The following is a 13,059-nucleotide window of genomic DNA, read 5'->3' as shown; positions in this document are numbered from 1 at the left end:
CAAGAGGAAGGGCATGATGATGGCCAATGTGATCAACAGTTGGGTCGAATTCCAGAAATTCCTGGACGATTGCTGCGCCAGAGTTGGTGCAGATCCGGATTTTTCTGGTCACGGACGGTGGTGGCGAACCATGACGTATCAGAAGTTTGTCACGGACGGCACCGTCAAAGGCGAACGGATCGTTGCTGTCGGGGATCCGAACAACTCCATACTTATTCACGCCTTACAAGGCGATACGCCAGCTTTCTCAAAGGGTGGGATGTACGGAAGAATGCCCTTGAGCACTTCTGGCGACGACTCGGATTACTTCAACCAGGGCGAAATCGACGCGATCAAAGATTGGATTTTGCGAGGTTGTCCCGAGGGCGCTGCGATAGTCTGACTACGGGGCCTTCGTCTATCTGTCGAGATGGGCGCGATCTGCAACCTCGGTGATTACGCAATCGAGGGTAAGGTGCCGCCGGCATCGGAAATATGCACTGAAAGACTTGGAGTTGGATCATGGCGCATGTCCGTCGAGATGTCTGGAAGCTTCCAGTCGGCGATACGACGCTGGAATGGTATGGCAAGGCAGTCGAGGCACTTCAGAAGCGCCCGATCACGGACATCACGAGTTGGTGGTCATTTGGTGCGATGCACGGCATCGATAAGGGAATCTGGAAGGGCTTCAGCTTTATCGCTGACGACACCAAATTTCCGCCGCCCGGCGTGCAGAAGAAGCTTTGGGGTCAGTGCCAGCATTTATCCTGGTACTTTCTGCCGTGGCACCGCGGCTATCTTGCTGCTTTTGAAACAGTCGTCCGGGATGCTGTAACAAAGCTCGGTGGTCCCGCTGATTGGGCGTTGCCATACTGGAATTATTCGGACGACCCCAAGGCTCGTGAATTGCCGCGTGCCTTCGCGAAGGCGAAATTGCCTGGCGGCGGCCGGAACTTCTTGCACGTGGCCCAGCGCTACGGCGCTGCGCAGATACCAAACGTGCAATCGCCGATCGTTCTCGACAGCCGTGTGGTCACGGTCGACAAAACTCTCCTGGAGAGGTTTTTCGAAGGCACGGGAGATGGCGGTCTAAGCGGTTTTGGTGGAATCAAGACGCCATTCAATCATGGCGAAAAGGGCAAATTCGGCGCACTGGAAAGCCAGCCCCATGGTGGCGTCCACGTCTGGGTCGGCGGCGGATTCAAAGGTCGCGGCCTCAGCTCCGATCCCCTCGAATGGGGACTTATGACGAATCCAGACACCGCTGCGCTCGATCCGATCTTTTGGCTCCATCACGCCAATATCGACCGCCTATGGAACGTCTGGCTAAGGCAGAAGCAGCGGTTGGGCGACGAGGCCGATGTCTTTAAGAATCCCGCAGACGCCGACTGGCTTGATGGTCCACGCGATCGAGACTTCGCTATGCCGCGCCTTGACGGCACGACCTATAAGTTCACGGCGCGCGATGTGCTCGACACTAAGGTGCCGATGCTCGACTATATCTATGATGATGACGCCGCACCGGTCGCGCCAGGAGACCAACTCGCGGTGCGCTTCGAAAAGCTCGGCGCATCTCCGTCACTCGCCATTGAGTTAGCAGGAGCTGTGACCATGACACCGCCCAAGGCCGCAGAACTTATCGGGTCCAACACCAGCCTTGTTCGTCTCAACGGCGATGTTGTAGAGAGCCGCGTACGCCTTGATGGCAAAGAGCTGCAGAAATTGACCAGAGCGCTGAACGCGAAGACATTCAGTGCCGCTGCTGCCCGGGAACCCGATCGCATCTACCTCAATCTCGAAAACATCAAGAGCCCGAGCGACGCGGCGCTTTTTTATGTCTATGTCAATCTTCCGCAAGGCGCCGATCCGGAGAAATACCCCGATCACTTCGCTGGGACGCTTTCGATGTTCGGCGTTAGCAAAGCTAGCACGCCGCTAGGCCCCACTGGCGGGGACGGTGTCACCACTTCGCTCGACATAACATCTATCGTCGACAGGATGCACACCGAAAACTCGCTAAGCGGCGAGTTGTCGGTAAAGCTAATATCGGCTGTGCCAGGCGCGACCAGTGATGACTTATCCATCGGCCGGATCAGCGTCTATCGTCAGGGGCAGTAATGTGCGACCCGCGATAGTAGTGTGGTGTGTATTGGCGCGGCTACCTTTGCCGCTACTCGTAGCGAGCTTTTCGGGGTGGACGCTGCTCGCTGTCCAAGACGCTTTTCCATCGTTGCCTGCGCTTTGTCTGAGCGCAACTGGGATGGCTGAAGTGACGATGCATCGCCTCGCGGCGGTCCTGGCAGTCAGCGCGCCGTCGGCGCAAGTCCTGACATGGTTGGCAATGATCCTGGCAATGATGCCGCCGCTGCTTGCCACCCCCCTGCTGCATGTGTGGCAGCGGAGCTTTAGTCGACGGCGCGTCCGCGCAGTTGCCCTATTCGTTCTCGGCTACGCTATTGTCTGGCTCGCAGCGGGCATTTTTCTGGTCAGCGGATCGCTTGTGCTGGAAAATGTCGCTTCGGTCGTCGGCGTACCGCCCATCGCAGCCGCCTCTCTCCTGGCACTGCTTTGGCAGGTCGTGCCTCTCAAGCAGCTAAGTCTTAACCGCTGCCACCGCCAGCCGCCGCTCGCTGCGTACGGTTTTCGTGCCGAAACAGACGCGGCTCGATATGGCGCGAGCTACAGCGTTTGGTGCGTCATCGAATGCTGGGCCCTGATGTTGCTGCCGCTCGCGGCGGACCACCCATTGCACTGGTTCATTATGGTTGCCGTGACGCTGATGACAATCGTCGAGCGAGCTGGTGTGCCGAGAGCTCCGCGCTGGGGCGCGGCGTGGCCTGGTTTCGCTCAGCCTGCTACATCAGCCCTGAATAGGATCTCAGCATGATGGTTGGCATCCCCGTCTATCCGACTGTCGATCGCATAGACGTTACCGCTGCTTGCGAGGTGCTCAAATGGATGGATCCGGATGTCGAAGGTAAAAGGAAGATAGCGGATCTTAGGCCTGTCGATCCCGACGCGCTCGTCAAGATCTACGAGGAGCCCGACTCGGCCCCATCTGTACGGCTAGACAATATCGCCCCAATTCTCGCCAAGTGATCGACGAAGACATGGCGCACGCATGGCGACGCATGACAACAAACCGAGCAAGCGTGCGAAGGACCGAGCCTTCAGGCGTGAAAAGCCGCAACGACTCCGCCATTCGCCAAGCGCAGAGCGAATGCTCTCTGCAGGACAGATCGAGCGCTTGGAAGTCGCTGGTGACTTGACCGGTGATGGCGCGCACCAGCGGGCTGGCATTGAAGCCAATGGCCGAACTTCGCGCTTCACGTCACGTATGACGCATGGCTGGCAGCGCTTCTTCGCCATGAGCGCTGATGTTGTGAAACGCTTGGGGTCAGTTCTTGCCCTGGTGTGCTTCACATCTGCAGGTGTCCAATCGCAGGGTCTACCTGCTATAGGCACGCCTCTTTCCGGACCTTACCTCGGGCAATGGGATTACCTTCCTGTCGAAAGTCCCGATCGCGAAGCGGCCGCCATCGTCGCCGTTCGGCCCGGACTGGTATGGCTTGCGACCAATGGCCGTATAATGAGTCTGGTTGATCAACAACGGGTGCGACCGCTTGCGCTTCCAGACCCCTCGACCACGTGCGCGGAGCAAGCGGGGTTGCAAATTTCCTCGGCCATTATGTCCCACGATGCGATCGCATTGGATGAAGGGCGCATCCTCGTGTCGAGCGAATGGCAAGAAGTTTTTCTGGCAGCAGGGTCCAATCTGACAAAGCTCACGCCCGCATGCGAACGCAGCAGAGGTACCTATAGCTTCGCGAAACTGCCTGACGGACGGCTCGTGTTGGGCACCACCGAGTATCGGGGCGATCCTGAAGGCGAGCTGACGCTGCTGACCGAGTTGGAAAAGCTTGTCGCGGCAAAACCAACAGTCGTCAGAGGGGTCGACCGTCTCGTCGTCAGTGGAGGGCATCTTTTTGCAGCGACCGAGGGCGGCGCCGTGCTGACCGTTGACCCTGATACCGGGGCAACCAAGCCGCTCGCGAACGTCCCTATTCAGTTTCTGAAGGACGTACAGCCGACCCCGGATGGCCAACTCCTCGTGGCTGGCGTCGGCGAAGGTGAGAACGGTGGCTGTTTTAGACTCAACCCCGTATCGCCGTCGAAGCCGGAGCGCTTCTATGCAGGAAATTGCTTCGCTCTGTTGCAGCCTTATGGAAAGCAGATATGGGCATCGATCGATACGGGCATCTATCGTTTCAACGGGCTGGCTTGGCAGTCGGTTTATCGCAACGACGCGAGTGGAATTGGGCAAGCGTCAAAGTTCGCGTTTGACGACGCCAGAAACCTCTGGGTGTCAACGAACCTCGGTCTCTGGCGACACTATGATTTTGTAGAAGATGTGCCCTTGGTCGTCGATGACGTTGCCGTCACCGAGACCATAGATTCACTCGCAGCAGGGCCGGACGGCGGTGTCTATGTCGGCTTGCAGAATGGCAGTGTGCTAAGCTTCAAGGACGGGGCCACTGTCCCGTTGCTTGCCGGCAGGCAGGGCGAGCCTGGCAGTGCATACGATGCGGGACCGCTGTTTGCAGAGGATTCCAAAGGAGCTGTCTGGACCCTCACCAACGCTGGTCTGTTTCGAGATCTTGGAACTGCTGTTGCGCAGGCAGGCCCACCCCTCCCCAGCGATTCTTCGAGGGCACCGAGTTCGTTCGCCATTTGCCCCAATGGCGCGATATTTGCCGGCCAATCCTGGACTTCCGATGTTCTCATGCTCGTCGAGGGGCGTTGGCGATCCATCCACGGCTTGCCTGTCTATGTCGGAGGCAATGCGGTCGCCGACCTCAAATGTGATCGTAACAACCGTCTTTGGGCTATCGGCGTCACATCAGTCTCCCTTCGGCTCAGCGATGGTACCTGGATTGACTCAGATGAAATCCCCATTCGCAACGGCGGGAAGATCAACCTGTTTGGTGCCTTGGCCATCGATGAGACCAATGACACGGTCACAGCTTGGGGATCTTGGGGCGCTCCCGTTGAGCTTCGCCTTGAAGCCGGGCACCTTGTGTCGTCGGAGCCGATCAAAGTTTCGGGTGCCGATCCCTATATTTTTTACAAGGCCCAACGCCTCCCCGACGGCCGGCAGATAGTCCTGTCCGACCTGGGGCTGCTTCTGGCCGATAATCGAGGCCTTAAACGCTTCGGACTCCTTGACGAGCACTTGCAGCTGTCTGCCAAAGCCTACATTGCTTCTGCCGGCACATCGCCGGTTCCCATTCAATACATTGCCGTGGGCTCAACATTGTTTCGGGTGGTCATTCCGAACATACCTCCCACCTTGGCACTAAGAACCACAATCACCGATCCTTTGCCTCACGCCTCTATCCGTCTCGATTTCGACGCACAAGTGCCAGTAGGGCCGCGCCTAGCGAGCCATCTGCAAATCGAGATTACACCATCAGTTGACGGCCAGCAGGAGCACTCCGTCTTCGACCAAATCCCGCCGTCGCCGGTAACGTTGGCCGACCTTCAAGACAGGCAGAATTACACTGCGACGGCGCGACTTTTCGATGTCGCCGGCAATGCCAGCGAGCCATTGTCATCGCATTTTCGATATGCCATGCCGCTCTACGAAAATCCCTGGGTCGCCGCGGCTATTGGCATTGCAGCTATTCTCCTAGTCGTCCTGGTCATAAGCCGGCGAGGTCCAACGGAGTTCATCTTACGGCGCCTTTCTGGCCGAAAGTGGCGACTGGCCACCGCGTTTCCTGACCGGACGCTAGAAATTTCTGTGACTGACAACGGGCTGATGTCGGAGCTTGGGAAGCGAGGCGCGAGCTTGAAACTCGCGGCTCGCTGGCTTGGCAACCTTTCACCGGAGTTGCAAGGTCTTCGTGGCCGTATACGAGAAATGAGCGATCACGTCACAACAACCAATTCGCCCGAGCAACTGCGCTCGTTCTCCAAGCAGCTTATTCAAATGCGTGGGTCCATCGACGCTTTGTCCACTGAGCGTATTGGCTTCAGTCTGCGGACGCAGGAGCCTTCAAGTCTTCAGCTTGTAGTCGATCGGACCCTCGGTGATTTGCCTTGGGACCTTCTCACAGGTCCAAATGAGTTGCCGGTCAATGTCCAATGTTCAGTGTCGCGGGTTATCGTGGCCGACGTCATTCCGCAAGCTCCTCGCATCGATGGAGCCCTCCGCGCCTTTGTTTACGCCGCGCCCGCAGGTCAGACGATTCCGCCAGGATGGGAGACCGAGCGCGATGAAATTGCGCTCACAATGAGACGTGTTGGTATCAGCACCGTCATAGTCGGGCACGTCGGCATGTCGAAACAGGAATTCCTGGAACAACTCGCGGCTGCTGATCTGGTTCACTTCGTAGGGCATGGCGAGCTTGACCAACAAGGGACCGCGAGACTTGTCCTGAACGATCGAGATCGTGTTTCGAGTGATGAGATTGCAGAAACACTTCAGCGCTCCCCACGCAAGCCCAGTGTCATCATCCTGAACGCCTGCGGCACGTTGGAAGAACGATCGGATCAGGGAGGCGCTGCGCTTGCCGGGCTCGCCACGCCCTTTATTGTTCAAGGCGCCGTGGTCCTCGGCACTCAGTGGCCGGTTCAGTCGCAATTCGCGACCAGTTTTGCACAGTATTTCTATGCTGGCGCACTCCCGCCGCCCAATAGTCTGTTATGGAAATGGCTGCGCCGTCAGCCTCTGGCGGGGCTTTCAGTTGCCGAAGCCGTCATGAACGCTCGCATGAAACTTTTTGCTGACAGTCCAAGCACCGATCCGACCTGGTCAGCGTATGTCTTGTTTGGCGATGTAACTGCACGTCTTGCGCTCGAATAGTCTCGGAGGATCAAATGACAGACGGCCAGCTTTTCGATGGACTTAGCCCTGCCACAAAAGGGAGCCTCGCTTTGCTCAATCGAAGCAAACCGATTTTCGGCCCCAGCCTCGTCGCGCGGATCAGCGGCTTCAGTCGCGAAGGAGCAATGACCGAGGCAGCGTCGGCGCCGGCTGCCGATATCGCCGGCATGAAAGCAGAGGTCTATACAGCCTTGGACAATCTCGAAAAGCGGGTGGACGCGGTTCTTGCGGAGCGCAAGTCGGATGAAACAGAGGCCAAGCGCTGGATATTATTCATAGGCATTTTTTGGTTCTGTTAATTGTCGCCTCGATTGTCCTTCAATTTACGAACAGTGAGGCGAAGAATTGGCTGACAACATTATTTTCTGGGCTTTCTGTGGGAGGTTTGTTGTATCTCCTGTATTCACCAGTGCAACGGATCATGGCCATTGCAAATGACAGGGCCACGCTCCAGCTCATTCCCATGGCATTCCGTGTTCGTGTTATTGCGGCATCGACAATCGATGAATTGCGTTCGATAGCCAAAGACCTGTTTGACGCGTTGCAAAGAGTTGAGAAAGATGCGGGCCCTCCAAAGTGAGTGGCGGCGCACGCACCTCGACCACTTAGCCTTCGATCTAATTGAAAACTGGCAAGCCGATGCGTCCAAGAATAGCGCCTCAACTCTCTGGAACTCATAATTATATTCCTTGACCATATGCTTCAAAAGTTCGTGGAGCAAAGGTGGACCATTCTGCTTACCTTACTACGTACAAGAAGACATCTACTTGAAATGCTGTCATTATCAAGTTTGAACGGAAAGATCTCACAGTACGCAACGTGATCGGAGCGCCGGTGCGCGTTCGCAATTCGAGGAGACAAGGCAATGTCTGGAATCGCTTTCTTGCGGGATCTTGCCAAATCGGCTCGCGAAGACAAAAGGCCGATCTTTGCGCCCAATCGCCTCCGCTTTGTGCTGGAGGCGCTCCGGCCAGGCGCCACGCCGGCGAAGGCCGCGGCCGCGCTCTCAACGGATGTGTCGGGGCTGATAGGGGCCAGCACTTTTGATCTGCAGCCGTTGTTCGACGACGCTGAGGCGAACGGGGTGCAGTTTTTCGTGATGGCGTTGCGCGGCATCGACCGCACGCTGCCCCGGAACAGCTCTATGCCATCGCCGCCGACCTTCGACGTGCGCTCGGCCTGATCTCATGCGAGCCCGACATCGGCGCTGACGTCTTCGTCGATCCCGAGGAAGCCTTGCCGGCCGGCGTTGAATCGGCTGTGGTTGATTCCTATTGCTGGGCGCCGGGAGCGCCGCCCCCGGACAAGCGCTGGGCCCTGGATAAGACCGGCGTGCTGCGAGCATGGCAGGCCTCGCCCGCCAAGGGCGCCGGTGTCGTCATCGCGCAGCCCGACACCGGGGTCACCGATCACCCCGAGATCGCGGATGCAGCGCTCGACCTCAGCCGATCTCTCAACCTTCTCGAGGGTGGCAAGAACCCGAAAGATCCGCTCAGGCCGGGAACGGCCAATCCGGGGCATGGCACCGCCACCGGCAGTGTCGCCGCCTCGGCTGAGACAGGACAGATAGCGGGTTCGGCGCCGCGGGCGACGCTTGTTCCCATCCGCTGCACCGAGGATGTGAAGATCTTCGACGGAAGTCCGGTCGCCAAGGCGGTGGACCACGCCGTCAAGATCGGTGCCCACGTCATCACCATGAGCCTTGGTGGCATCTGGAGCCGGTCGTTGCGGCAGGCGATCCGCAAAGCGGTCGACCGCGACATGATCGTCTTGGCCGCTGCCGGCAACTGTGTGGGCCTGGTTGTCTGGCCCGCCGCCTTCGATGACGTCATCGCGGTCGGCGGCACTAACATCCAAGACAAGCTCTGGCAGGGGTCATCCTCCGGTGCGAAGATCGACTTCTGCGCGCCCGCCGAATTCGTCTGGCGCGCTGACCGCCAACAAGCCGGCGACCCGAAGGACAAGGTCAGCGCCGGGCAAGGCACATCTTTTGCCGTGGCCCTCACCGCCGGCATCGCGGCACTCTGGCTCGCCCAATTCGGGCGTGACGCCATCCTGCGCGAGGCGCGCCGGCGCAGCACTAACGTGCAGGAGCTTTTCCGGGCCGCTGCCCGACAGACGGCACGCCGCCCGGCTCAATGGGGCCATGGGATGGGAACCGGTGTCGTCGACGCCGGTGCGCTGGTTGCATTGTCGCTACGCGACATCGACCTGAGTGGAGCTGCGCGTACGCTGGGAGACGCCGGGGGCCTGGAAAGCGCGCTGGAGACCGTGCTCGGGCCTGGACAGTTCGATTCCCGGTTCGACTGGTCGGCGCATGCGGCCGAAACGTCGGCGCTTCTGCTCGCCGACGCGAAGGTTGGACGTGCGCCGTCTGGAGAGGCGGTCGAGGCCCGCGCCTTCCAGCGCGTGTCGCGCGGGCTGTCCAATGCGGCCGGGCTAGCGAGAGATGCTCGCCTTGCTCAATTGGTGCTGAGAACCGGACTTGCCGCGCCGGCGCTGGTGACGAGCGAAACCGTCGATCAGGCTCGCCTTGCAGGCATCATCAAGGGACTGGCCGCCTCCAGCAGCGGCGGCACGATCAGCCCGGAGGGGGCCGGTGCCATGGACCTTGCGGACGCGCAAGCCAGCCTCGACAAGAAAGGCCGGCGCAAGATCGTCCAACCGCTGGTGAAGAGGCTTGAAAAGTCGGGGCGGTCTGGTTTGGCCCACGACGTCGCTGATATCGAGGCAAGCCTGGACAAGCTTCATCGCGAAGGCCCATCCGCGCGTTTGCCGGAGGCTGCGGCGGTTCGCCTCGAGGCGCTGGTTTCGCTCACAGATCGGCCGGCATTGCCTGTCACGACGCGTGAGGAGGGTGACCGTACGATCCAGACGGTCGATGCTTCCGACCCTGGCCTGGGTAATTTTTCCGGCCTCGTCAGTCTCGCGCTCGATACACTCGAAGCCAGTCGGTTCGGTAGTGTCGGTCGCATCGACAGCGATGGCATACACATCGGCACCGGGTTCGTCATCGGCGACGGGCTGGTCGTCACCAATCGACACGTGCTGGAGAGCCTGGCCTCACCGCTGCCTCGGGCCGTCGATCCCGAACGCTGGCTTCTGAATGCACCGGCCACGATCGATTTCTCGCCGTCAGGGGAGGACCCGGTGAGCCGGTTTGCAATTGAAGAGGTAATGTTCTGCGGCCCGCAGCCGATCCTGCGTTATCCGATCGACTATGCAAAGCTCGACCTTGCCCTGCTCAGGGTCGCCACCACCAATACCGCAAAAACCGCCTTGCCAGCGGCCATTCCGGTAGCGGGCGGCGCTCTGCCGGTTGCGGCGACGAACCTGTTCGTGGTCGGCTATCCCGCGCCACCCACCACCTTGCCCCGGGATGATCAGGGCAGGATCCGTCGCGACGTGGTCGAGCGGCTGCGCGAATTGTTCGGCCTCGATTACCATCGCAAGTATTTCAGTCCTGGCGTGGTGCAGCAACGCAGTCACAGATGGGTGCTCGACCATGACGCCACGACGCTTGGCGGCAATTCCGGCTCGTTGACCGGCGAGCTTGGCAGGCGGCTGGAGGCGATTGGCCTGCATTTTGCCGGTGACTGGCTGCGCGCCAACCATGCGCATATTCTGAGCGAGGTGTTGGCCGAACAACCCCAACTTGCGAAGCTCATCGCAATGAAGAGGAAGGCATGAAGGCGACCGCCGCCGCTTACGCAAATGAAGTGACAGTCAGCCGCGAAGCATTCGCGCAGGCCTTCGATGCCGTGGCCGCCAATTCGACGGCAAACTATCTCGACTTCAAGATGGCGGCGCTCGGTACCGCAGACAATCGGGCGGCCTTTGCCGCCGCCTTCACGCAGGCGGAAGAGGCCGGTTTTCTCGGCGGTTTGGTCGCCCATCTGACAGCGTTGCGGTATCTCAATCTCTCAGGGCTCGTCGACGCTGCCGGCATGCCCGCCGGCGCAGGAGCCCTCGTTCTGAGGCCGCAAGACGGTAGCGCGTATCTTTTCAAGCCACAGGGCATCACGCCAGAAATGCTCAAGTTGATCGACATCGCGACGATGGTGCGCGGTCTGCTCGAAGCGACCCGACGCGTTTGCATGGTCGAGATAGACGGCGTCGGCAACGGAACCGGTTTTCTGGTTGGACCGCAGACCGTACTGACCAACTGGCATGTTGTGCACACGCTGATCGACCCGGCCACCGGGCAGGCGCTGCCCAACAGTGCGTCTAGACTGGCTTGCAGCTTTGACCTTGTTGGTGCCCATCGCGAGACCCGGCACGCCGCGGTCGAGCCTTGGTTGGTCGAATGGAGCCCGATGGCGGTGACGGCCGAGCAGTCGCGCTATCCCGACATGACGAAACTCAAACCGGGCACGCCGCTGGACTTCTGTGTCATCCGGGTTGCTGGCGCGCCCGGGCGCCTGCGATCTTGGTACGATCTCAAGCAGGCAGCTGCCATCCCGATCGTGGCGCCTGGCAACCAACAGGCGAATGCGCGACCGTTCTTCGTCATACAGCATCCACAAAGGCTCACCCAGCACATCGCCGTTGCCGCCGGGGCCGTCGTGAAACCTGGGGGCAACTATCAGATCCAGCATAAGGCTCCAACCCTGCCGGGCTCATCGGGAGGGCTTTGTCTTGATGCGGCCTTCAATCTCGTGGGTCTGCACCAGGGCGAAGTCGTTAACGCGAAGACGAAGAAGTTCATTACCAATATCGCGATTTCCGCTGTGGCGATTTCCAGCCGAGCCCCGAATGCGGCCGATGTATTGCCAGCATATGACGTGGTCTGGAGGCTCGCGAACACTTCGGCGGTCATAGGCCGTTCCCGCACGCTGGACACAGTATCGGCGATGAATGCGGCCGGTACACCCAAGCCGTTTCTGCTCATCCGGGGGGCGCCCCAATCGGGCAAGACCTTCACGCGGGACTTGCTTGAACACCGGCTGGAGTATCGCAGCAGGATCCTGGTCAACTTCGATGGCGACAAGCTCCCGGTGACCGGTCGGGAACTGGCGCAGACGATCCTCAATCAGGCGGGCAGCGCGCTGGCGGGTGACCTGCCGGCCCCAGTCGGCTCCGGCACCACCACGATTGCCTGGTATGCCGGCGAGTTCATGAGCGTCTTCAGTAACCGCCTTCGCGAAGCTCTTCCAAAGGACGAACAAGGCCGGTCTTCGCTGGTCTGGCTAGTCATCGATCGGCTTACCGAAGAGACCGCCACACCGAGCGACGCCATGAACTTTCTCCACGCATTGTTCCAGGCCGCCCTGCCAGAAATTCGCTTCGTGCTGATCGGGCTGAAGGGCAATGTCCCGGCCGTCGATCCGGCCAAGGTCGAAGCGGAGAACCTGCCCGATCCGCGGGAGCCGTCGAAGCAGGAAATCCTCACTTACCTCCAGTGCATGTTCGCCGATCTGCGCATTGCCACCCAAACCGACGAGATCGACCGCCTGGCCGAGTTGACGTTGGCGACAGCGAAGGATCTGCGTGGCGACGAACGGCCGCTGCTGCTGAAGGTGGCTGCCGTGCTTGGCCAGATTGTCACTCCAGTGTGGGAACGATGGACACAAAACCGCTAGCCGAGCCAGACAGGGCAGCCCTGCTTACCCGTGCGTCAGTTCGCGGGACCTTCGATCCGTTGGTGCTGCTCGGCGGCGGAGCCGACCAGAACGGCCTCGCCTTCCTTGCCCGGCGCGCCAGCGAAAAAAACGTCAACGGGCGCTGGCTGTGGATGTTGACGCCGGCAGCGCGGAGGGACGGTCTGCAAGGTCTTCCGGCGAGCCGCGGTGCGTTGCGGCAATTCCTCGACGCAAATAACCCCGACCCCGACGATCTGTTCGGCCGCATGCTTCAGGTCGCATTGGCCCAGTCGCGGCGGCCCACTAGGAGCCGTTCAGCAGGGGCAGGTTCGATCGAGGCGCGGCTGGCCGAGGCAGAGGAACAGGTGGCCTTGCTCCAGGCCGTCCAGCTCGTGATCGAGACAGGCATCGCAAGGCCTAGCTGGGTGAACGAAGCGACCATGTCGCAGTTGCGCCGAGCGATCACGCTGACGAGCCGCGAGGAGGCGGGCAAGGCGCTGCTGCCGGAGGCGTTTAGAGGCAGGGTACGCGAACGGCGGCTCCTCATGGGCTACGCTATCAAAGGCATGTCGGCGATCGAGGCGGCGCGTGCAAAGCCGTTCGATTCGC

9 protein-coding genes are annotated in these 13,059 nt (G+C 60.1%); all 9 read left to right on the top strand.

Annotated elements, in window-relative coordinates:
• The first annotated feature begins 13 nt into the window (after positions 1-13).
• Positions 14-382, top strand: coding sequence for a hypothetical protein (locus tag NLY33_RS00210; protein ID WP_023708385.1), 369 nt, complete (start codon positions 14-16; stop codon positions 380-382).
• A gap of 119 nt (positions 383-501) precedes the next feature.
• Positions 502-2,097 (top strand): DUF7868 domain-containing protein, encoded by a 1,596-nt coding sequence (locus NLY33_RS00205; protein WP_023708384.1) that lies wholly within the window; start codon positions 502-504, stop codon positions 2,095-2,097.
• A 142-nt stretch (positions 2,098-2,239) separates the two neighbouring features.
• On the top strand, positions 2,240-2,866 hold the full coding sequence (locus NLY33_RS00200; protein WP_023709468.1) for a copper chaperone: 627 nt from the start codon (positions 2,240-2,242) through the stop codon (positions 2,864-2,866).
• Positions 2,863-3,078, top strand: coding sequence for a hypothetical protein (locus NLY33_RS00195; RefSeq protein ID WP_023708382.1), 216 nt, complete (start codon positions 2,863-2,865; stop codon positions 3,076-3,078). The genes NLY33_RS00200 and NLY33_RS00195 overlap by 4 nt, the downstream gene beginning before the upstream one ends.
• Before the next feature lie 22 nt (positions 3,079-3,100).
• Positions 3,101-6,847, top strand: coding sequence for a CHAT domain-containing protein (locus NLY33_RS00190; RefSeq protein WP_084565903.1), 3,747 nt, complete (start codon positions 3,101-3,103; stop codon positions 6,845-6,847).
• Between the two features lie 14 nt (positions 6,848-6,861).
• Positions 6,862-7,167, top strand: coding sequence for a hypothetical protein (locus NLY33_RS00185; protein ID WP_286439452.1), 306 nt, complete (start codon positions 6,862-6,864; stop codon positions 7,165-7,167).
• 566 nt (positions 7,168-7,733) lie between these two features.
• Positions 7,734-8,051 carry a hypothetical protein gene (locus NLY33_RS00180; RefSeq protein ID WP_286439451.1) on the top strand — a complete coding sequence of 106 codons (318 nt, stop codon included), beginning with the start codon at positions 7,734-7,736 and terminating at the stop codon, positions 8,049-8,051.
• A 77-nt stretch (positions 8,052-8,128) separates the two neighbouring features.
• Positions 8,129-10,558, top strand: a complete 2,430-nt coding sequence (locus tag NLY33_RS00175) for a S8 family serine peptidase (RefSeq protein ID WP_353620304.1) — start codon at positions 8,129-8,131, stop codon at positions 10,556-10,558.
• Positions 10,555-12,450, top strand: a complete 1,896-nt coding sequence (locus NLY33_RS00170; RefSeq protein WP_023708378.1) for a serine protease — start codon at positions 10,555-10,557, stop codon at positions 12,448-12,450. Before NLY33_RS00175 ends, NLY33_RS00170 begins: the two co-directional genes overlap by 4 nt.
• The last annotated feature ends 609 nt before the right edge of the window (positions 12,451-13,059 follow it).

It is taken from the genome of Mesorhizobium sp. C432A (genome assembly GCF_030323145.1).
GTDB lineage: Bacteria > Pseudomonadota > Alphaproteobacteria > Rhizobiales > Rhizobiaceae > Mesorhizobium.
The sequence above is the reverse complement of the archived record's forward strand: the minus strand, read 5'-3'. Positions and strand labels throughout refer to the sequence as shown.